This is a genomic window from Enterococcus sp. ARL09-542 (assembly GCF_005234805.1).
GTDB classification, from domain to species: Bacteria; Bacillota; Bacilli; order Lactobacillales; family Enterococcaceae; genus Enterococcus_D; species Enterococcus_D gallinarum.
The window spans coordinates 195,255-215,252 of the sequence record NZ_QPQX01000004.1 but is presented as its reverse complement, the minus strand read 5'-3'; the positions used below and the strand labels follow the sequence as shown (position 1 = coordinate 215,252).

At 41.4% G+C, this 19,998-nt stretch carries 22 protein-coding genes, 1 pseudogene and 1 other annotated feature; of the genes and pseudogenes, 8 read left to right on the top strand and 15 right to left on the bottom strand.

What is annotated here, in order from left to right; all coding sequences use genetic code 11:
* The first annotated feature begins 67 nt into the window (after positions 1-67).
* The 3 genes from DVW06_RS06510 to DVW06_RS17190 all read left to right on the top strand — a co-directional run bounded on the left by DVW06_RS06510 (position 68) and on the right by DVW06_RS17190 (position 1,784).
* Entirely contained in the window at positions 68-1,012 is a 945-nt protein-coding gene (locus tag DVW06_RS06510; RefSeq protein WP_086269353.1) for an aldo/keto reductase, read from the top strand.
* Positions 1,013-1,094: 82 nt separating this feature from the next.
* Positions 1,095-1,538, top strand: a complete 444-nt coding sequence (locus DVW06_RS06505) for an acyl-CoA thioesterase (RefSeq protein ID WP_003128673.1) — start codon at positions 1,095-1,097, stop codon at positions 1,536-1,538.
* Positions 1,539-1,613: 75 nt separating this feature from the next.
* Positions 1,614-1,784: a hypothetical protein gene (locus DVW06_RS17190; RefSeq protein WP_005472698.1), complete on the top strand. Its 171-nt coding sequence runs from the start codon at positions 1,614-1,616 to the stop codon at positions 1,782-1,784.
* 81 nt (positions 1,785-1,865) lie between these two features.
* Here DVW06_RS17190 and DVW06_RS06500 read toward each other — a convergent pair whose 3' ends face one another.
* From DVW06_RS06500 to nox, 13 genes and pseudogenes are all read right to left on the bottom strand, one after another.
* On the bottom strand, positions 1,866-2,504 hold the full coding sequence (locus DVW06_RS06500) for a PepSY domain-containing protein (protein ID WP_029487279.1): 639 nt from the start codon (positions 2,502-2,504) through the stop codon (positions 1,866-1,868).
* 107 nt (positions 2,505-2,611) lie between these two features.
* Positions 2,612-3,967, bottom strand: coding sequence for a sensor histidine kinase (locus DVW06_RS06495; RefSeq protein ID WP_003128670.1), 1,356 nt, complete (start codon positions 3,965-3,967; stop codon positions 2,612-2,614).
* Positions 3,957-4,664 (bottom strand): response regulator transcription factor, encoded by a 708-nt coding sequence (locus tag DVW06_RS06490; RefSeq protein WP_123866861.1) that lies wholly within the window; start codon positions 4,662-4,664, stop codon positions 3,957-3,959. Before DVW06_RS06490 ends, DVW06_RS06495 begins: the two co-directional genes overlap by 11 nt.
* 136 nt (positions 4,665-4,800) lie before the next feature.
* Positions 4,801-6,228: an ABC transporter ATP-binding protein gene (locus tag DVW06_RS06485; protein WP_137264510.1), complete on the bottom strand. Its 1,428-nt coding sequence runs from the start codon at positions 6,226-6,228 to the stop codon at positions 4,801-4,803.
* Positions 6,229-6,232: 4 nt separating this feature from the next.
* Positions 6,233-6,922, bottom strand: coding sequence for an energy-coupling factor transporter transmembrane component T (locus tag DVW06_RS06480; protein ID WP_003128666.1), 690 nt, complete (start codon positions 6,920-6,922; stop codon positions 6,233-6,235).
* Positions 6,919-7,527 carry an MptD family putative ECF transporter S component gene (locus DVW06_RS06475; RefSeq protein WP_003128664.1) on the bottom strand — a complete coding sequence of 203 codons (609 nt, stop codon included), beginning with the start codon at positions 7,525-7,527 and terminating at the stop codon, positions 6,919-6,921. Before DVW06_RS06475 ends, DVW06_RS06480 begins: the two co-directional genes overlap by 4 nt.
* A gap of 95 nt (positions 7,528-7,622) precedes the next feature.
* Positions 7,623-8,291 (bottom strand): pilin N-terminal domain-containing protein, encoded by a 669-nt coding sequence (locus DVW06_RS17040; protein ID WP_225585958.1) that lies wholly within the window; start codon positions 8,289-8,291, stop codon positions 7,623-7,625.
* Positions 8,292-8,303: 12 nt separating this feature from the next.
* The gene (locus tag DVW06_RS17440; protein ID WP_123836298.1) at positions 8,304-8,537 is read right to left on the bottom strand and encodes a hypothetical protein; all 234 of its coding nucleotides are present in this window, start codon (positions 8,535-8,537) and stop codon (positions 8,304-8,306) included.
* Between the two features lie 622 nt (positions 8,538-9,159).
* A pseudogene (locus tag DVW06_RS06460) lies at positions 9,160-9,668 on the bottom strand (YitT family protein).
* A gap of 243 nt (positions 9,669-9,911) precedes the next feature.
* Complete coding sequence (gene rplT, locus DVW06_RS06450; protein ID WP_003128653.1) at positions 9,912-10,271, bottom strand: 50S ribosomal protein L20; 360 nt, start codon at positions 10,269-10,271, stop codon at positions 9,912-9,914.
* Positions 10,272-10,332: 61 nt separating this feature from the next.
* Positions 10,333-10,533 (bottom strand): 50S ribosomal protein L35, encoded by a 201-nt coding sequence (gene rpmI / locus DVW06_RS06445; protein WP_003128650.1) that lies wholly within the window; start codon positions 10,531-10,533, stop codon positions 10,333-10,335.
* Positions 10,534-10,593: 60 nt separating this feature from the next.
* Positions 10,594-11,115 carry a translation initiation factor IF-3 gene (infC, locus tag DVW06_RS06440; RefSeq protein WP_003128645.1) on the bottom strand — a complete coding sequence of 174 codons (522 nt, stop codon included), beginning with the start codon at positions 11,113-11,115 and terminating at the stop codon, positions 10,594-10,596.
* 48 nt (positions 11,116-11,163) lie between these two features.
* Positions 11,164-11,285, bottom strand: a sequence feature (ribosomal protein L20 leader region).
* 191 nt (positions 11,286-11,476) lie between these two features.
* Complete coding sequence (gene nox, locus DVW06_RS06435) at positions 11,477-12,811, bottom strand: H2O-forming NADH oxidase (RefSeq protein ID WP_003128643.1); 1,335 nt, start codon at positions 12,809-12,811, stop codon at positions 11,477-11,479.
* Between the two features lie 337 nt (positions 12,812-13,148).
* Here nox and DVW06_RS06430 point away from each other — a divergent pair, with 337 nt between their 5' ends.
* Positions 13,149-13,784 carry a pentapeptide repeat-containing protein gene (locus tag DVW06_RS06430; protein ID WP_021149133.1) on the top strand — a complete coding sequence of 212 codons (636 nt, stop codon included), beginning with the start codon at positions 13,149-13,151 and terminating at the stop codon, positions 13,782-13,784.
* A gap of 4 nt (positions 13,785-13,788) precedes the next feature.
* Here DVW06_RS06430 and DVW06_RS06425 read toward each other — a convergent pair whose 3' ends face one another.
* Complete coding sequence (locus DVW06_RS06425; RefSeq protein ID WP_003128641.1) at positions 13,789-14,691, bottom strand: magnesium transporter CorA family protein; 903 nt, start codon at positions 14,689-14,691, stop codon at positions 13,789-13,791.
* 95 nt (positions 14,692-14,786) lie between these two features.
* The gene (locus tag DVW06_RS06420; protein WP_003128640.1) at positions 14,787-15,431 is read right to left on the bottom strand and encodes a deoxynucleoside kinase; all 645 of its coding nucleotides are present in this window, start codon (positions 15,429-15,431) and stop codon (positions 14,787-14,789) included.
* Between the two features lie 414 nt (positions 15,432-15,845).
* Between DVW06_RS06420 and mvk the strand changes: the two genes are divergently transcribed.
* From mvk to fni, 4 genes are read left to right on the top strand one after another with little or no spacing between them, the layout of a single operon-like run.
* Complete coding sequence (mvk, locus tag DVW06_RS06415; protein ID WP_003128639.1) at positions 15,846-16,778, top strand: mevalonate kinase; 933 nt, start codon at positions 15,846-15,848, stop codon at positions 16,776-16,778.
* The gene (gene mvaD / locus DVW06_RS06410; RefSeq protein WP_003128638.1) at positions 16,771-17,790 is read left to right on the top strand and encodes a diphosphomevalonate decarboxylase; all 1,020 of its coding nucleotides are present in this window, start codon (positions 16,771-16,773) and stop codon (positions 17,788-17,790) included. Before mvk ends, mvaD begins: the two co-directional genes overlap by 8 nt.
* Positions 17,787-18,866, top strand: coding sequence for a phosphomevalonate kinase (locus DVW06_RS06405; RefSeq protein WP_003128637.1), 1,080 nt, complete (start codon positions 17,787-17,789; stop codon positions 18,864-18,866). The genes mvaD and DVW06_RS06405 overlap by 4 nt, the downstream gene beginning before the upstream one ends.
* Positions 18,866-19,906, top strand: a complete 1,041-nt coding sequence (fni, locus tag DVW06_RS06400) for a type 2 isopentenyl-diphosphate Delta-isomerase (protein WP_003128636.1) — start codon at positions 18,866-18,868, stop codon at positions 19,904-19,906. Before DVW06_RS06405 ends, fni begins: the two co-directional genes overlap by 1 nt.
* Positions 19,907-19,998: the final 92 nt, after the last annotated feature.

Here is a 19,998-nt window from a genome sequence, read left to right as displayed (position 1 = left end):
TTATGAATATCGTTTTTCAAGTTTTTCCTTTACACTAAAAGAAGAGATTAGAAGGAGGAATTGCTTTATGACAGATGTTCAAATCGGCAAATCACAAGTCTATGTACGCTCCCTTGGCTTAGGTGCAAATGCCATCGGCGGCCACAATTTATTTCCAAATTTAGATGAAGAAGAAGGCAAGGAAATTGTGCGGACGGCGCTGCGCAATGGGATCAATTTGATTGATACTGCCTATATTTACGGTGAAGGTCGATCAGAAGAACTGATCGGTGATGTCTTGCAAGAAGAAGCGTTCGATCGCAATCAAGTCATCATTGCCACTAAAGCAGCTCATCGACCAGAAGAACCAAACAAAAAAGATAATTCGCCGGAATTCCTGACCCAAGCCGTTGAAGAAGCTTTAACACGCTTAAAAACCAACTATCTGGATATATTTTATATTCATTTTCCAGATGAAACCACCCCTAAAGAAGAAGCGATTCGCGCATTGCATCAACTGAAAGAAGCTGGCAAAATCCGTGCGATCGGTGTCTCCAACTTCACACTTGAACAATTAAAAGAAGCCAATGCCGAAGGGTACGTTGATGTTGTGGAAGATGAGTACAGTTTGATCCATCGCCAAGCTGAATCAGAACTTTTCCCTTATTTAGCTGAACATTCAATCAGTTTTATTCCGTACTTTCCACTAGCATCCGGGTTGTTGACTGGAAAGTACACACAAGAAACGACCTTTTCAAACGATGATATCCGTAGTAAAAAGCCGGACTTTCAAGGTGATCGCTTTAAAAAAATCGTATCGGCTGTCGACCAATTGCGACCAATCGCTGCCTCTTATGATGCAACGATTCCTCAACTTGTGTTGGCTTGGTACATGAAAAATCCTGCAGTTGCAGCAGTTATTCCAGGTGCAAAACAAGCCAGTCAAGTTGCTGACAACGCGCAGGCATTGGATATCCATTTATCCGCAACCGATTATCAAGCGATTGATCACCTGTTTGCTGAATTTAAATAGTCCCGAAACAAGAGAAGGCACTTTGCATTTCTCTTGTTTTGTATTATGCTGATGAAAACAGTTATGAAAAGGAGCAACCCTGATGTCCTTATATTCCGGCTATATCCGCCAACCTCATTACTATGAAACCGATCAGATGGCAATCATTCACCATGCAAATTACATCCGTTGGTTCGAAGAAGCACGAGTAGATATGCTCGCCTTTTTACAATTGCCATACCATAAAATCGAAGAAGCGGGTTTGATTGTTCCCGTTCTTGAAGTCAATGCACAATACAAGGAAATGATCCGTTATGAGGATCAAGTACGCATCGATGTGCTCGTCGATCATTACACCGGTACTCGACTTGATTTTCGTTATGAGATTTATAGAACTGACAACAATCAGTTAGTCACAACTGGCGCTTCCAAACATTGTTTTTTGAGTAAAGAGACCTATCGCCTAGTCCATTTGAAGCGCAGCTTTCCTGAGATCCATCAAGTATTTTCAGATTATGCGACATTATCGGCTGCCTCGAAAAATTAATCTCGAGACAGATTAATTGCATTTAGAGCACTTTTTTGTATAATCAAAGGTAATTTTTATGGGAGGATGATGACAATGTATGTTGTTAAAGTCTTGCATGGTTACATTGGCAAAGATGGTCGTCGCACTCGTGAAAAAATACCTGACAAGTTGTGGATTTTTGAAGATCGGAAGCAGTCGGAAGCCTTTGCAGCAAAAATAGGCGGAAGAGTCAAACCTCTCACAGAAGTAAAGCCAAATCAATAAAAAGCAAGACAGCGAAAGAACGCTTACTGGCGTAAGTTTCATTATTCGCTGCCTTGCTTTTTTTATTGCTTATCGCTTTTGCTAGTCATCTTGTTCAGTTTCTAAAATTTCTCCTGTTTGCGCATTGATTTTAACATTTGTTTTTTTGTTGCCGTCTTCAACTTTGACTTCCCAATAAGTCACATTCATTTCTTTATCAAGATCCCAATCTGTTGCTTGTCCACCGCCAGCTTCTTTCACAGCACTATCGGAAATCTCTTCCAATGAAAGCAAGTTGGTCAGATCCAATTGATCGGCTTCTTTTTTGACACCGTTTTGTTCGTCCGCATCTAGTTTTTCGGTTCTTTCTTCAGAAGTTTCTTTTGTTTCTGCATCGATCTTTAGTTCAAATTCATTCGTGTCGTCTACGCCTTCAACTTGATAGAAGTACTTACCAAAAGAAGTATCCAAGTCAAGCGATGTGATTGCTGCATCTGGATATTTGTTTTGGAACACTTGGACGGCTTCTTCTACTGTCACTGTAGGCAAACCGCCATTTGCGATGGCTGCACTGCTTGAAGATCTGTCCACAGCTTGCGAAGAAGTTGTTTCATTTGATGATGCGACTGCTGAGCTTGAACTGCTGTTTTGTGCAGGTTCAGAATTTCCAGTGTTATTTTGTGTACATCCTGCCAATAATCCTAGGGCAGCGATTCCGAACAAAATTGTTGTTTTTTTCATGTTTCATTTCTCCAATTAATTGTCTATTCCTTTTTTCTATATATTTAGAATAACAAGTCCTTCAGAAAAAAGAATCAAAAATGCTTGAAGAAAATCTAAAAAAATCTTCATCTTTCTCTTTCACTTGGGAAATCAATTTTAAAGACACTGCCTTGCGGCTGATTATCCGTGACGGTAATTTCAGCATGATACTTGTTGGCCAGCTGCTTTACCAGTGATAATCCGATTCCTGAACCGGAAATTTGACTGGAACGAGAATCTTCCACTCGATAGAAACGCTCAAAAATCAACGCTTTCTTATCATTGGGGATCCCAATACCAAAGTCGGCAACGGTTAGAGACAAGTGCGTTTGATCTTGTGTCAGTCTCACATGAATGGGCTGATCTGCTGGTGAATACTTCGCTGCATTTTCTAAAAGATTTTGGATGATCTGTTGGAAGTCACGTTTGTGCCCTTGCTTCCTACACTGGTTTTCCACAAAATATTCAATCGATTGCGGAACGATCGTTGCTTGTTTTTCACATTCTTCTCGCACGATCTGCGAGACATCAACGAGACTTATTTCTTGGGTTTGGTTTTTTTCCAAATCCAGCAGTTGATTACTCAATGTTTCCAAACGCTTCGATTCTTTATCGATAAAGGCCAGTGAAGAAGGAATGACTTCTGGGTGTTTGGTTCCACGCCGCTGGATCAATTGGACATGTCCGCGAATCGCGGCTAAAGGTGTCCGCAGCTCATGAGAAGCATCGGCAACAAACCGTTTTTCTCGCGCGATCGTCTCACGCTGTTCTTTCAGTAGTTTATTGAAAGCCAACGCCACAGAACGAATCTCGATTGGTTCTTCAACAATCGTCAATTCGCCTTTTTGGCTTTGTTCGATTTCAGCAATTTCTTGCGCCATCCCTGTTAATTTCCGGCTCCATTTCCCAACGCTCCAATAAATCAATATACTGCCAACGACTACAGCGATCAGGTTCAAGAAACTGCTGATCATAAAGAGACCATAGGCTAATTCCACACTGTCCTCACCATTGATGGCGATCTTCACCTGATCCCTATCGATTTCTTGGGTTTTCGTATAATAGATACCATCATCTGTAAAGACGATGCCCTCCAAAAATGGGATGATCCGTCCTTGATTGATCTCGGCAAAAATCTCTGCTGCATCTTCTGATAAAATGACACTGCCATCAGCTAAGATCACTTGCAAGGCATCTTCTTCATCTGCCGAAACATAGGCATTGACTAGATCATTCCAGTCATCCCCTGAAGCTTCCCCGTTTTCGATAGCCTCAAGAATATTGCTCGCACGATTTTCGATATGTTCAAACAAATACCCTACGGATAACAAGATAAACAATACATTGAAGAGAATCAACAGACCAAATAGAATCAAAGAAAAGCGGCTCGTTAATTGAAACTGGGCAGTTTTTCTGCGTGGGTTGGCGAACTTATTCTTCATGGGCGATCCTCAACACATAGCCTAATCCCCGAACAGTTGCGATCATTTTCCCTTTACCGCAGACATCCAGCTTGTTGCGAAGGGTGCGAATATAAACATCTACCACATTTGTTTGACCATCGTATTCATACCCCCAAATCTCATTCAATAGCTCATCTCTGGTTTTGACTACTTCTGGTTCTTTCATCAACTCATATAAGATTCCAAACTCTTTAGGAGTCAATTCAATGGTCTCTCCGGCAACCTGGACCAAGTGTTTGGCGATGTCCATCATCAACTCGCCTACCACCAACTGATTTTGTTGGTTCTTTTGCTGTTGGGCTTCCCGCTGCAACCGTCGCTCAATCACGCGAATCCGGGCAAACAGTTCTTCGATTTCAAAGGGCTTCGTTAAATAATCATCTAGGCCAACGTCAAGACCAGTCACGACATCGGCAGTTTGATTTCTGGCTGTCATCATCAAAATCGGAATATCGCTTTCTTTGCGAATTCGCCGCGCCACCGTGATGCCATCATAGATTGGCAGCATCCAATCCAACAAAATCAGATCAAACAGATCAGTTTGCTGATTGAACAAGGTCAATGCCTCTTGGCCATCTTTGGCCCATACCGTGTCGTACCCCTCAAAAGTCAACTCAGTCTGGATAAAACTGGCTAAACTTTCTTCGTCTTCCACTATCAAGATTCTCAAGGCCATCTGCTCTCCTCCTATTTTTGCTTCTATCATAACGGATTTTGTAAAAACTTCCTAACGGATTGAAAGAAAAAGATCATGAAGATTTTTTCATGTTCAGACAAAAACGGAGTGAACCAATGCTCACTCCGCTTTTCTTTTATCCCCCATTTGTCGCTAACTGATAGGTATCAACTAACTTTCCCTGTTCGAGTTGGATCACGTAAGGGCAGGTTTCATCCAAAAACTCTTTATCATGACTGATCACGGCTAACAGATCGACTTCTTTGGCAACTTCCTGCAGCAGATTTCCGACCTCTTCCATTTGTTTCAGGTCTAATCCGCTAGTCGGTTCATCGAAAAACAACAAGCGTTTACCTGAAAGCAATGCACTGCCGATCGCGACTCGCTGCTTTTCGCCACCGGACAAAGATTGTGGATGTCTTCGCAGTAAATGCTCTAGTTCCAACAAAGTCACGACTTGTTCAAAACGTTCCGGTCTGGCAGCTTTTGCCAACAATTCTTTTTCGACAGATTCAAAAAAAAGCTGCAGGTTCACATCTTGCATAACCAGAAAACTTTCTCGCAATAACTGTTTTTGATTGATTGGTTGACCATGCAGCCAAAATTGAGCTGCTGAACATTTTTTTAAGCCAGCGAACACTTGAAACAATGTCGATTTGCCAGCACCGTTCGGGCCAATCAAACCCACGACTTGTCGCGTAGGCACAACAAGTTTCGCAATATCAAGAGCTGGTTGCTGTTGGCGTCGATAAGTGACTTGGAGATTCGTCGCAATCAGATCAGCTGAGAAACTCGCTCCCTCTGTTTCGTTGATTGCCAACTCGAACTGCGGCTCGTTGATCCGCCTTAATCCGAGATTGTGAATCTGTTGCGGGGTATGAGAAAGCAATGCTTCACTGGTATACTCTGTGACCAAGCGCCCTTCTGCTAGTAATAAGTAACGATCCGCAATCCCCGTCAAGTAGGACAATCGGTGCTCTGCAATGACGATCGTCTTCCCTTGCTCTTTCAAAAGGCGGATCGCTGCGGCAATTTTTTGTAGTGCTTCTTCATCAAGATTACTGGAAGGTTCATCGAACAAAAAGAGATCATGAGAAAGCATCGTTGCACAAGCGATTGCTACTCGCTGCTTTTCGCCACCAGACAGTTCGAAAACACTTGCATCCAACAATTCTGACAAAGAAAATTGTTCTGCCGCTTCTTTGATCCGTTTTCGTATTTCTACTGGCTCTATCCCTGCATTTTCCATTGTAAACGCCAGTTCAGAATAAACATCTGTTGTAAAAAATTGTGTTTTGGGATTTTGAAAAACAACACCGATTTTTCTGGCGTAGGCGGGAAAGTCTTCCGTCGGCAAAGAATCCCCTGCCACTTGAACAGCCCCCGTCATTTCTGCTGGATATAGTTCAGGAATCAAGCCATTGAGAACATTCAACAAGGTTGACTTACCGCTACCGCTTTGACCGCATAACACGATGACTTCACCAGCAAAAATCTGACAAGAGACATCTTTCAATACCTGCTGGGTGCCCCGTTTAAGAGATAGTTTTTCGATGGTGATCATTCCTTCACATCCTTACAAACAAAAAAATAAGTAGTAACACAGTACCAAACACTACATAATCAGCAAGTTTCAACCGCAGTGTATAAACCGATGTATGAGGATTTTTAGCCGACAGGCCTCTTACTAACGCGGTCGCTGACAATTCTGTGGCAGTATTTTCTGCAGACATCAATAAAGGAATCAAAAAATACTCCACCGTCTGTAGAGGATGTCTTACATAGGACCAGCCGTTCAAAGCAATTCCGCGAAAGCGCATCGCTTGGCGAATACTTTTGACATCTTGCAACAATGTTGGAAAAAATCGAAACAGTACGGCCAGCGGTACCAGCAAAAACGAGGGAATGCGGATTTTTTGCAAAGCAGCTAACCATTCACTGATTTTCGTCCCACTCATCGCAAATACGGCTGCCATGATCGTCGGTAACAATCGGCGATACCCTACGGAAAAGAAATCCAGCAGGGTGGTTACTATTGAATTGTTTTGCCCTGCAAAAAAACCTTCTACCAAAGACAATAATAGAAACAGCCCGAAAAACAACAATCCCTTTCGCCAGAAACCGCTAAGTAGAAACAAGATAAACAAAAAGCTGATCACAATCAACTCTTTTGTCCACGTCAATGAAATCATCAATGTGACACTTGCAAAGAATGTCACAAATAATTTGCATCTGGGGTCAAGTGAGAGCCTAGTCACATCGATCTCCCGTTTGTTTGATGCAACGTTGGTTGGAAATGTTTTTGATATAGACGAGCACCGAGGCCTATCCCGACAATCGAAGCAACCAGTACAGCGAGCCCGCAAATCACCAGCATCGCTGTGGAAGTATGAGCAAAGACCCCTGCAATATAGCTTTGGTCTTTTCCACGAGCAACTAGCGAATCAATATACGCATTTTTCATGAACCACAATGGCAAGATGGGACCCATTAAACCAAAGCTGAATACGGTATAACTAATAGTTGTCTTGAGACTTCCTTTCCACTTGCTTTTATACTGAATCGTATCTGCCAGTACTGCACATAAAATATTCGGCATAAAGGCTAGCGGAAAGTGACCTGAAATCAAAAAAAAGAGACCTACCACACTGCCCATGATGGTGATCGCGCCAAACTTTGGTACTTTATTCAACATCAATAGATAAATGACCCCAGAAAAAAGTGCTGTAACGGCTGGAATGAATAAATTATGAAATCCTGGAATAACAAACCGTAAAATCAGCAGACAAAAACTCATCAATAAAAAATAAATAGCTGTATATATCCCGACAGCAATCAGGTCTTGAACTTTTAAATTTTTCATTTCTTATGCTCCTTCTTTCAAGCACCGGTTCTTGGTGCGATTACAAGCATCTAGTATAGCACATTCCCGCGCGAAACAATGGAAATGATGCTTATCTAGTCTAAGACGGTATAATCTGTGCCAAATTCAAGTGCTACCCAGTCACTGGAATCTGTCTTCGTATTAACAGTTAACCCATCCAACAAAATCTTTTCGTTCAATGTATCGCGAATCGTATAGTAGTCAGCGTAAATTTCGTCGCCTGCAGAGACTGGAATATCCGCAACTTGATTGCCATCTTTGTCATAAACTGGTGTAATAACCATGTCTTTCGCTGCAATTTGATAGAGTCCGCTTGGAAGAGTGGCATTGGCTTCCCAAGTGAAATGATTTCCTGCTTTATTGGAGAAACCTTTTCCTTCTTCAACGGTCTTATCTGGTTCAAGCAAAGATTCCATAATGTTCTTCGGTTGAACGACTACATCATAGATTAATGAGCCTAGATCATCACGGTCCGTTTGAGGTACTTGCACAAAGAATGGATCTGCTGGTTTTGCAACGGCAGGAGAGACACCACGGTCATCTTCTAATTCGGTAACTAAATAAATGCCATCTGCCGCATTGCCTCTACCCAAATTCGCTTTGACAGACCCATCTGCTCCTGTCGTTACTGTTTGAGCAGTAAATGTGTTGTCAATCGTATAATCGGTTCCTTCTTTTTGATCTAATGGATTCGTTAAAGCAGCATCACCGATTGCCGTTACCCGTTGTATGCGGAATTTGATCCCTGCTAACGGCTACTTTGTAACTGTATCATCCTTTTCTCCATCGCCACGATCACCCAGTTCAGATAGATCTTTCACTTCATATTTCCAAAGTGTAATGGAACGAGGGCTAGTATTATCTGCAACAGGACCTGTAGTCGCTGCATAGGCAGATAAAGTGCAAACAGCTGGAACCACCAAACTACCTGCTGTGAAAAGAGTTGTTGCAACAACGAACTTTGTAACTAATTTTTTCTTTCGTTTCATTTCTGTACCTTCTTTCATATTTTTTTAAATCTTTCCTAACCTATACATGCCTAAACAACCAATCCAACATTTTCGTTTTACATAAAGATCACTCCTAAAAAAGTGCAAAGATTATCTAAACAGATTATCGGATATTTTTGCTATTAGGAACTGACAAAATCCTTTCAAAAAATAAGTATTTGAGTCTCATTCTTACTTAGTAATCTTTTTAAAAAAGGAGTAATTCTTATCATTTTGCGCTTGGAAATGAACGGATAAAAGCGATTTTTATCTCAGACTTGAGCATTTTTTTAGTAAATAAGGACATTTAACTTCGTTTTTTCTGAAATATGTGTTAAAAATCACATGATTTGGGATTGAGAAATCTCTTTCACTTATTGACCTGTTTATGAAAAAGACAAAATTCAAAATAAATCAACTTATTTTGTCATATTGCGCATTTTTAACGGTTTCTCTCTATTCGTTGATAGACAAAAAACAAAAAACACCTCATAAATCTCCGTATAAACAAGAGATTTATGAGGCGAGTCAATTAATGAAATAACCCCAATTTGAATTGGATCAATACTGTTAGTTTGTCGTTTTTGTTGCGGATGAAAGGAAGCAAGAATCACCAAATAGATCACCGACTGCTTCTTTTCAACAAAAAATCTAATAGATAAGAATTGACAAAACTAAATAGTAATCCAATTACTACTGATTTGAAGCCATAAGTCAAAAATTCTAATATTAATACCATAAAGTTGATATAGCGGATACCCCGAGCAATACTAAAATCAGGCCGCTTTTTGTTGATAGCCATGGCAATCACATCCATCCCAACAGTTGAAGCGTTAGCCGTGATGCAGCAATAGTACCCTACCGCTATGAACAAGCTCGCAAATAAGAAATCAAGCATTAGGTTTACTTGAAAATCAATCTTCATATAATAAAAAAGAGCAAAAAATAAATTATAAAAACACTGCTGATAATGGACTTGAAAAAATTGGCTTTTCCTAAAAATAGCCAACAAAAAACCAGCAGAAGGGTCGTAATACCAGATGTCAAATAAACGATCGGTACATTGGTCACCTTTTCTAAAATCATCGCCATACTAGTGACACCACCATTGATGATCCCATTAGGTTTCATCCATTTCGCATAAGCAAATCCCAACAAACTATTACCCGCGATGATTTTTAGGACTGCCTTTGATTCTTCCAATACTTCATTCCTCGTTACTAGTTTCATTTGATATCCTCCCAGCCTTAACAGGAATCCGATTTCATTGTAGACTACTATACCATTAGTCAAGCGAATTTGGTATTTTGCTTAGCGGAAGAAACAAAAAACCCGCTCATTGAGCGGGTTCAATCGTTGTAGAACAACGTGAGTTTATTTGTTTAAAGCGTCTTTTGCTTGGTCAGCCAATGCAGTAAATGCTGTTGCATCGTTTACAGCCAAGTCAGCTAACATTTTGCGGTTGATGTCGATTTCAGCTAATTTCAAACCGTGCATCAATTTTGAGTAGCTTAAGCCATTCATACGAGCCGCTGCGTTGATACGAGCAATCCACAATTTGCGGAAGTCGCGTTTCTTTTGACGACGATCACGGTATGCGTAGTTGTATGAATTCATTACTTGTTCTTTTGCTGTTTTAAATAAAGTGTGTTTAGAACCGTAGTAACCTTTTGCTAATTTTAGCACTTTTTTACGACGTTTACGAGTTACTGTTCCACCTTTAACACGTGCCATGTATAATTCCTCCTAATATGAAAATCGATAGTTGTTTGAATTTGTAAAGCCTGGGACGCAATTACTTCATGCGTGCTAATTGTTGACGGATACGTTTGTAATCGCCAGCTGAAACCATAGAAGCTTTACGCAATTGACGACGTTGTTTTTTTGTTTTACCGTGGAAACGGTGGCTAGTAAATGCACGGAAGCGTTTCAATCCGCCGCCGCCAGTACGTTTTACGCGTTTTGCTAATCCGCGGTGTGTTTTTTGTTTTGGCATAACTAATTTCCTCCTCAAAATCTTTCGTTATCTGACTTTAAACTGAAACTCAGTGAGTCATTATTTATCATTTTTTGGCGATAATACTAAGAACATGCTGCGTCCATCCATTTTTGGTTTTTGTTCAACGGATGCTAAATCAGCTGTTTCTTCAGCCAAACGATCCAACACTTTCTGACCAATCTCTTTATGGGTAATGGCACGGCCTTTGAAACGGATCGAAGCTTTTACTTTGTCCCCTTTTTCAAGGAATTTACGTGCATTACGCAACTTTGTGTTGAAATCATTGACGTCGATCGTTGGACTTAAACGAACCTCTTTAATGTTGATTACTTTTTGTTTTTTACGAGCTTCACGGTCTTTCTTCTGTTGCTCAAAACGATATTTTCCGTAATCCATAATTCTTGCTACCGGTGGTTTCGCATTTGGTGCCACCAATACCACATCAAGGTTTGCTCGTTCTGCAATTTGCAATGCTTCAGCTTTACTCTTTACACCAAGTTGTTCGCCGTTTTGATCAATCAAACGCAATTCACGTGCACGAATGCCGTCGTTTACCATCATATCCTTTGCTATGGTCATTCACCTCCGAGTTTTTTGAGAGAAAGAAAAGCTTGTCGATTCGAAATCAGACAATAAAAAAAACGAGTTCTTCACGAACCCGCACGTACTCCATACACAAAATGTAGGAATCCTATTCTGCCCAGCGATACAGTCACTCAGGCGAGAAGCGGGTGCTTCTGCTTTAATTTCTCAACTTTTATAGTATACTGCTTTTTTTAGTTCTTGTCAATGATTTTCATGATTGTTTCAAAAAAGAGCGCTTAACAAAAGTGACCAGCCACCTGAAGTTTCGGCTTGGTTCCAAAGAAGCTACTTCTAATCGTTTATTTGAAAAAAGAAGCTGCGACAAGATTTTTGTCACAGCTCCCTCAGCTATTTATTATTCAGCTTTCAATGCAGCCATTGTGATGTAGTTGTATGGTTGATTGAAGTGTGGTAAGAAGAAGATATCAAGTAATTTCATCTTGTCGATGGTTACACCTTCTTCAATTGCTAATGAGAACATGTGAATTCCCATAGCGATTTCTGAAGTACGTGATGCCATTTGGGCACCAATCACCCGACGTGATTCTTCTTCGTAAACAATCCGGATTTTCACGGTATCGTTTTCTTTCATGAATCCAGGTTTTTGCGTATCTTCATAATCTGAATACTTCACTTTCACACCGTTACGTTCTGCTGCTTCTACGGAAAGACCGGTAGAAACCATGTTGTAACCAAAGATTGAGATTCCGTTTGATCCTTGGACCCCAGTTGATTCCAATGATGTACCGCCAATGTTATGGCCAGCTACGATCCCTGAGCGAACGGCATTTGTTGCTAAAGCGATGTAGGTCGTTTGTTGCAATGCATTTGAATAAACCGTTGCACAGTCTCCAACCGCAAAAACATCTGGGTCACTTGTTTGTTGGTGACGGTCTACCAAGTAGGCACCATTCGTAAATAGTTCCAAGTGCTCTTTGCCTAATGTATTGTTTGGCAAGAAGCCGATCGCATTGATCACAAGATCCACTGGATATTCTCCATTATCCGTTACCACTGCTTCTACTTTGTCGGTTCCTTTGTATTCTCGAGCTAATTCACCAAAGTGCAATTCGATCCCATGCTCTGCTAAGTTTTGATCCATGTCATCCGTGAACCATTTGTCATAGTAGTTTGGTAATGCACGGTTAGCGGCATCAAATAAAAGAACGTTTTTACCACGACGTTTTGCAGCTTCTGCAATTTCCACTCCAATATAGCCGGCCCCGATGACAGCAACATTTTTTACTTCTTCAGCTGCTAGTTCTTTATCCACAGATTGGCCATCTTGGAATCTCTTCAAGAAATGAATATTGGCTAAATCACGACCAGGTACTTTTGGCGAAATTGGTACTGAACCTGTTGCTAAAACAAGTTTGTCATATGTTTCTACCACTTCTTCACCATCTTTTGTTACTGCATGAACCGTTTTTTTCTCAAAATCAATATGGTCAACAGTTGTTTCCATATAGATTTTTGCTCCCTTTGCCTCAAAATCTTCCCGTTTTGTATAGAATAAGCCTTCATACGAATCGATTTGACGTCCAACCCATAATGCAGTCCCACAACCAAGGTAACTGAGGTTTGTATTCCGATCGATCATTACAACTTCTTGATCTTGGTAATTGTCTAATAAGGTATTTGCTGCGGCAATCCCTGCGTGGTTCGCACCAATAATCACTGTTTTTGTCATGGAAAAATTTCCCCCTTTTGTTTATGGTTTCATTATAGCTACATTGTGAATTTAAAAACTATCAAGATTTTCGCAAACCGTTAAAAAAATGACAGTTTTTACTGGTTATTGCCGAATTATCCTTGAATTATGCTTCTGAAATGAAGATTTTTCTTAAAACAATTCATAACCTTGTGAATATAAGCGTATTTATTTTTCATAAAACCTTGCTATTTCAGCAACTAAAGTTAGCCTATTGAATTAAATTCACAATCTATCCATCAAACATCTTTGCACTGCTAAAGGCATCGCTCAAAACATGGTATACTATTAAAAAAACAAAATTTTGAGGTGCAAAATGAAAAAAAAGCAGCCGGATCCTCTTTTACAGATTATTGAATACTCAGAAACAAAAGATTTTTATCTTGAAGATGAAGAAATTTTTGAACAAGCTTTTTTTACAGAAACTGATGCCAGTTATGACGCTTGTACGGGTCTCATTTTAAAACAGTGCCACTTGAAAAAGGTCACCATGCAAAAGACAAGACTAGAGCATTGGGAATGCCAAAATGTTTTCTTTGAAAACTGCGACTTTTCCAACATGGAATGTTTGGGCGCTAGCTTTCATCAAGTACACTTCAAAAACTGCAAGCTGACCGGTACAAATTTTGCAGAAAGTTATTTTCGTGACTGTACATTTGAATCTTGCGTCGGCAATTTTGCTTCCTTCAGCAACACCAATCTCAAAACGATCCGCTTTGCAGAGTGCCAGCTGAATGACACAGAATTTTACGAAGTCCAATGGAAAAATCTCCAGTTGCAGCACAATCAGCTGACAAACAGTAATTGGTTCCGAACCAAACTCTATCAGCTGGATCTGCGGACCAATCCTTTCCAGAAAATCGCTCTTTCGCAAGAATTGTTGCGGGGATTGATCGTTGACCAAGAACAAGCATTAGTGATTGCAGCGGGGTTAGGTCTAGTGATTGACTGAAGCATCACTTGATTCTGCGCCAGAGTGCAATCAACATCCATCCTGACAAGACTAAACTGATCAGCAGAGCGATTCCCCAGCCAAACACGGTATTCGTGAAGGGCAATGGAACGTTCATGCCAAAGAAGCTGGTAACGATCGATGGTACCGTCAGCAACAACGACCAAACAGTCAGGAATTTCATCGTGTCGTTCAAGTTGTTGTTCAACAAATTATTGTACGTACCTGACAATTGTTCCAGAATTTGAAACGCTAACTGAGTCATTTCAACGGCTTGTTTCGCTTCGATCAGTGCATCATCCAACTGCTCTTTTTCATTGTCGTCCATTAAACGAAAGAACGACAAAGCTTTGATCTGTTCTAATAAAACGGCATTTTGTTTCGTTGCCGAAACCAGATAAACGAGTCCGATCTCCAAGTCAGACATCTCCAACAAATTTTTATTGGTGGTCTTTTCCCGCAGCCGTTGATTGAGATGCACGCGATCGCTATTGACTTCTTCGACTAAAGGAAAAAAAGTTCCTGAGATCAAAAAAAGACTATTAAAAAGAAAATGAATCGGTGTTTGCAAAGGATTTTGCACGAGTATCCGTTCCATCATCGGAATCACATATTGTGTATTTCTCGAAGAAAAAGTAAACAGCCGATCTTTTTTTAAGATAAACGTCATCGGACTTGTTTCAAAATGATTGTCTTTCTTTTCTTGTTGAGGTACGTTGAACACCAACAACAATGCTTGATCATCAGTATCGAACTCCACACGGGCACGTTCATTCTTGTCTAATGAGTAAGTTAACATCTCATCAGTCAACTGGTGCTGTCTTTGTAAACGCGCAATACTGCTACTGTCTTGTTGATCCACTTGAATCCATTCATAACGGCCATTGTAAAATCGTTTTTTTTCCACTGGTTTCCCTCCACACGTTACATGTTCGCTTTCTTCTATTATAAAAGAAAACAGCTGGAATCCCCACTTTTATGGGCTGGACTCCAGCTGTTGCTTTATTTGCGCACTTTTGCCAGTGCTTCGTCGACCATCGCTAATACCTTTTGGGCTGCTTCTGGATCTTCAACAAAGTTGAATTGATCGCCGTCGATTTGGATTTTTGGACTTTCTTGGTATTCTTCATACCATTGATCATACCGTAGATTCAATTCTTGATAATAGTCATACAAGGTAGGATCAAAGGATAACTGTTCATATTCCCGTCCCCGTTTATTGATCCGTTCTAACATAGTTTCAAAAGAAACCCGAATATGGACCAATAAATCTGGATGTTTTTTATGAGCTGCATAAGGCAATTCTTCCAACATGTTGGCCAATAAATCATCATAAACCCGAACTTCTGTATCCGTTGCTCGCCCTAAATCAGCATTCAAATGGAAAAGCAGTGAATCTTCATAAATGGATCGATCCAATACATTATTATCATCATTCAATGCTTTTTTGATACTATCAAAACGTTTATTCAAAAAATAAATCTGCAATAAAAAAGCATATTTATTTGGATCGGCATAAAACAACGGCAGCACTTCATTATCATCGATTGACTCATAAAATGCTTGACTGCCTAAATGATCAGCTAACAATGCAGTTAAACTTGATTTTCCTGCGCCGATAGTTCCTGCTAATACGATCACGCTCATATCCCCCAACTCACTCATCACTAAATATTGTATGTTTCATTTGCGTAATCAACTATACACTACTAGATATTGTATCGTCAACCCAGCGCTTTTGAAGCATAAAAACAAAAAATTTTCAATAAAAGTTTAAATATTTTCAGTTTTTTACGATTTCTTTTTCGGAATGCTTAACGAAACAGCCTTCTTCTAGTAAAATAAGAAAGAATCTTTTATTCGTTTTTCTGCGAACTTTTCTGTTCTAACGGAAAAACAAGGATCTATGATGAAATCACTAGTAATTATTAAGTAGATTGCAGCTTAGTTTAAAAGAATGACTCACAGGATCAAAGGGGAACCTTTATTTTTTTGCCTGCTGCTTCCTCTGAGACATTCTTTTGACTTCTGCTGCAGTTCTAAGAGAAATGAGGATAATGAATGTCACTCGGTACTGGCATAGCTACAGGGAAAATCATATTAATGGGTGAACATTCGGTCGTCTATGGTGAACCCGCCATCGCTTTTCCATTTGCTGGCGCAAAGGTCCACGTGACGATCACTGCCAGCCTAACGAATGATTTAACCTCCAATTATTACCACGGCCCACTAGAAGAAGCTCCTTCGCATTTAAAAAATGTGAAAGAACTTCTTCATCGCTTGCAGCAAGACCATCAAACCGGTCCCTTTTCTGTTTCGATCGTTAGTACAATCCCTTCAGAACGAGGAATGGGTTCAAGTGCGGCAGTTGCAGTTGCGTTGACTCGGGCCTTTTTTGATTGGCAGCACAAAGAGTTAAAAAAAGAACGGCTATTGGATTATGTCGATTTTTCTGAGAAAATCGCGCATGGAAATCCTAGCGGTATTGATGCTGCAGCAACAAGCGGCAACGAGGCGATCTACTTTACCAAAGGGCAGCCGATTACTTCTTTTCCATTGACGATCGATGGCTTTTTGTTAGTCGCCGATACAGGGATCAAAGGTCAGACCCGCACAGCTGTCAAAAGCGTCGCGCATCTGTTTGAAACGCAAAAACACCAAACGAGTCAGGCTATCAGCCGCTTAGGTTCTTTAGCAAAGACCGCTAAAGAAGCTATCTTACATAATCAGCTGACGCAGCTAGGTCAGGCAATGACCCACGCACATGAGACCCTCCGGCAACTAGGTGTCAGCAATCAAAACCTGGACGATCTCGTGTCACTGGCATTAGCCAACGGCGCTTTTGGCGCAAAGCTGACGGGCGGTGGCCGCGGTGGCTGTATGATCGCTTTGACTCAAACAAAAACACAGGCTGAAGTGATCAGCCGTATTTTATTGTCCAATGGCGCCCATGCCACTTGGATTCAAGGATTAGGAGCTTACGAACATGTATAAAGGAAAGGCGCGAGCCTACACGAATATTGCTTTGATCAAATATTGGGGCAAGGAGAACGAAACACTGATCTTGCCAATGAATAACAGCTTATCTTTGACGTTAGATGCTTTCTATACAGAAACCTCTGTTACCTTTTCAGAGGAATATACTCAAGACCGTTTTTTCCTGGATGACAAACAGCAGAGTGAGGCTGCAACGAAGAAAATCTCCGCTTTTTTGGATCTTGTACGCGCAAAAGCCAATTGTCCTTTTTTCGCGCAAGTCAACAGCCGCAATTTCGTTCCAACAGCTGCTGGTCTTGCTTCATCTGCTAGTGGACTAGCTGCTTTAGCCGGAGCCTGTAACGCAGCACTTGACTTACAATTATCACAAACAGAACTATCCCGTCTCGCTCGGCGGGGATCTGGCTCTGCTTGTCGCAGTATTTTTGGCGGCTTTGTCGAATGGCATACTGGTGATGATGACACGTCTTACGCAACACCGATTGCTTCGGAAGGCTGGGAAAAAGAGCTAAGTATGCTTTTCATTTTGATCAACGACAAAGAAAAAGATGTTTCCAGTCGTGACGGGATGCGTCGGACTGTAGAGACTTCCAGCTATTATTCTGGTTGGCTAGAAAGCACACCACACGATTTGAAAAAGTTAAAGCAAGCCATCCGCGAAAAAGACTTTCAGTTATTAGGTGAAACGACAGAAGCCAATGCCCTAAAAATGCATGCCACTACTATGGCGGCGACTCCACCGTTCACCTACTGGTCTCCTGAATCCTTGCGAGCAATGGATTGCGTCCGTTCCTTGCGTCAAAAAGGGCTGGCCTGCTACTTTACGATGGATGCCGGACCAAATGTCAAAGTGCTTTGTCAAAGAAAAGACGAAGAAGCTATATTAACCCAGCTGAAAAAAGATTTTCATCCTGAACAATTAATCGTTGCTCACGCAGGACAAGGGTTGGTTGATTTACCAATGACAGTGACCGATCCGTCTATGACAAATGAAGGAGTGTCGAAATGATAGAAATTTCAGTCCCCGGCAAATTATTTATTGCAGGTGAGTATGCGGTCGTTGAACCTGGACATCCAGCGATCATCGTTGCGGTGGATCAATTCATCAATGTGACGATCGAAGGCGCCCGCAAAAACGGCAGTATCCAATCTGCCCAGTACAGTGACTTGCCGATCCGCTGGACCCGCCGCAATGGCGAACTAGTACTGGACCACCGAGAAAATCCTTTTCATTACATTCTAGCTGCTATTCGTCTAACAGAAAAATACGCTCAAGAAAAAGGAACCCTGCTCTCTTTTTATGACTTAAAAGTAACGAGTGAGTTAGATAATTCCAACGGTCGAAAATATGGACTTGGTTCTAGCGGTGCAGTGACCGTTGCTACCGTCAAAGCACTCAACCTCTACTATGATCTAAAAATGGATCGCTTGACGCAATTCAAGATCGCCGCATTGGCCCATTTGGCCGTGCAAGGGAATGGCTCGTGTGGTGACATTGCTGCTTCTTGCTATGGCGGCTGGCTGGCTTTTTCCACATTTGATCATGAGTGGGTCTTACGAAAACAGCAGGAATGGACATTGACTCAGCTATTGACCAGTGATTGGCCAGAGCTTTCGATCCGTCCATTGATTGTCCCAAAATCATTGCGCCTGTTGATTGGGTGGACAGGTAGTCCTGCTTCCACTTCTGATTTAGTTGACCAAGTCTACCAATCAAAAGAAGCCAAAGAAAAGGGCTATGCCAAATTTTTGGCAGACAGCAAAGACTGTGTCAATCGTTTGATTGATGGCTTTTTAAATGAAGACAGCCGAACAATCAAAAAAATGATTACCGAAAATCGAAAATTACTTGTAGGATTATCTAGTCTGACTGGTGTAACCATTGAAACACCCGCTTTAAAGAAACTATGTGACTTAGCAGAAACCTATCGCGGGGCCGCCAAGTCTTCAGGCGCTGGCGGCGGGGATTGCGGCATTGTGATCGTCGATCAAAAAACCGGGATCTTACCATTGATGAGCGCTTGGGAAAAAGCCGACATTATTCCATTGCCGCTGCATGTCTATCATTATCGGGAGGAGATTTAATGAATCGAAAAGATGAACACGTCTCATTGGCAAAAGCCTTTCACAAGCCACGGTTGAATGATTTTGATGCGGTTCAAATTATTCACCAGTCCTTTCCCGAGATCGATAGCGCACAAGTCACTTTGGAAACGGAACTCTTTGGCCGCTCTTTCGCTACCCCTTTTTTCATCAACGCCATGACAGGCGGAAGTGAGAAAAGCAAAAAAATCAACCAAGACTTGGCTGAAGTTGCGAAAGCTTGTGACCTGATGATGGCGACTGGTTCTGTCTCAGCTGCATTAAAAGACCCAGCGCTGTCCGACACGTTCCAAGTCGTTCGCCAAGTCAATCCAGAGGGCTTTCTTTTAGCAAATGTCGGTGCTGGTAGTTCCGTTGAAAATGCCTTGCGTGCGATCGACTTATTTGAAGCCGATGCCTTACAGATCCATCTGAATGCCCCTCAAGAATTGGTGATGCCAGAAGGGGACCGTGAATTCAGCAATTGGCTAAGTCTGCTGGAACAAATCGTAAAGGCGGCTCCAGTACCAGTTGTCGTAAAAGAAGTCGGTTTTGGTATGACCCGAGAGACTATTCAGCAATTGATTTCGGTAGGCGTACAAACGATCGATGTTGCTGGTAGCGGCGGAACGAGTTTTACCCAAATTGAAAATGCCCGCAGAAAAAAACGAGAAATGGCTTACTTGAATCACTTCGGCCAATCGACGGTTATTTCTTTACTAGAAGCCAACGAAGTGCAACACTCCTTCACGACAATCGCTTCAGGAGGGATTCGAGATGCCTTTGATATTTTCAAAGCTTTATGTCTTGGTGCCAAAAGTGTCGGAATCTCTGCTACGATTTTGACCATGCTCTTAGATAAAGGACCTGAAGAAACGATTGCCACCATCCAGTCTTGGAAAGAACAGCTTCAGCTGCTCTACACCATGGTCGGACAAACCCTGACACAGGATTTGACCAATGTACCGCTAATTTTCTCCGGTTCTGTCAAAGACTGGTGTCATGCCCGGCATATTTCGTTGTCGGATTATAGTTTTCGCTAAAAAAGAGGCTGGGACAGAAATGTTAAACTCCGCAAAATAAGGAGGAATACACGGAAATTGCTTTTCAAATTTTGGGGTAGTTCGATTAATTT

Excerpts from the sequence above, each read along its gene's own strand:
- DVW06_RS06510 (WP_086269353.1), top strand. The coding sequence starts at position 68 with ATGACAGATGTTCAAATCGGCAAATCACAAGTCTATGTACGCTCCCTT.
- DVW06_RS06505 (WP_003128673.1), top strand. The coding sequence starts at position 1,095 with ATGTCCTTATATTCCGGCTATATCCGCCAACCTCATTACTATGAAACC.
- DVW06_RS17190 (WP_005472698.1), top strand. The coding sequence starts at position 1,614 with ATGTATGTTGTTAAAGTCTTGCATGGTTACATTGGCAAAGATGGTCGT.
- DVW06_RS06500 (WP_029487279.1), bottom strand. The coding sequence starts at position 2,504 with ATGAAAAAAACAACAATTTTGTTCGGAATCGCTGCCCTAGGATTATTG.
- DVW06_RS06495 (WP_003128670.1), bottom strand. The coding sequence starts at position 3,967 with ATGAAGAATAAGTTCGCCAACCCACGCAGAAAAACTGCCCAGTTTCAA.
- DVW06_RS06490 (WP_123866861.1), bottom strand. The coding sequence starts at position 4,664 with ATGGCCTTGAGAATCTTGATAGTGGAAGACGAAGAAAGTTTAGCCAGT.
- DVW06_RS06485 (WP_137264510.1), bottom strand. The coding sequence starts at position 6,228 with ATGATCACCATCGAAAAACTATCTCTTAAACGGGGCACCCAGCAGGTA.
- DVW06_RS06475 (WP_003128664.1), bottom strand. The coding sequence starts at position 7,527 with ATGAAAAATTTAAAAGTTCAAGACCTGATTGCTGTCGGGATATATACA.
- DVW06_RS17440 (WP_123836298.1), bottom strand. The coding sequence starts at position 8,537 with ATGAAACGAAAGAAAAAATTAGTTACAAAGTTCGTTGTTGCAACAACT.
- rplT (WP_003128653.1), bottom strand. The coding sequence starts at position 10,271 with ATGGCACGTGTTAAAGGTGGAACAGTAACTCGTAAACGTCGTAAAAAA.
- rpmI (WP_003128650.1), bottom strand. The coding sequence starts at position 10,533 with ATGCCAAAACAAAAAACACACCGCGGATTAGCAAAACGCGTAAAACGT.
- infC (WP_003128645.1), bottom strand. The coding sequence starts at position 11,115 with ATGACCATAGCAAAGGATATGATGGTAAACGACGGCATTCGTGCACGT.
- nox (WP_003128643.1), bottom strand. The coding sequence starts at position 12,811 with ATGACAAAAACAGTGATTATTGGTGCGAACCACGCAGGGATTGCCGCA.
- DVW06_RS06430 (WP_021149133.1), top strand. The coding sequence starts at position 13,149 with ATGAAAAAAAAGCAGCCGGATCCTCTTTTACAGATTATTGAATACTCA.
- DVW06_RS06420 (WP_003128640.1), bottom strand. The coding sequence starts at position 15,431 with ATGAGCGTGATCGTATTAGCAGGAACTATCGGCGCAGGAAAATCAAGT.
- mvk (WP_003128639.1), top strand. The coding sequence starts at position 15,846 with ATGTCACTCGGTACTGGCATAGCTACAGGGAAAATCATATTAATGGGT.
- mvaD (WP_003128638.1), top strand. The coding sequence starts at position 16,771 with ATGTATAAAGGAAAGGCGCGAGCCTACACGAATATTGCTTTGATCAAA.
- DVW06_RS06405 (WP_003128637.1), top strand. The coding sequence starts at position 17,787 with ATGATAGAAATTTCAGTCCCCGGCAAATTATTTATTGCAGGTGAGTAT.
- fni (WP_003128636.1), top strand. The coding sequence starts at position 18,866 with ATGAATCGAAAAGATGAACACGTCTCATTGGCAAAAGCCTTTCACAAG.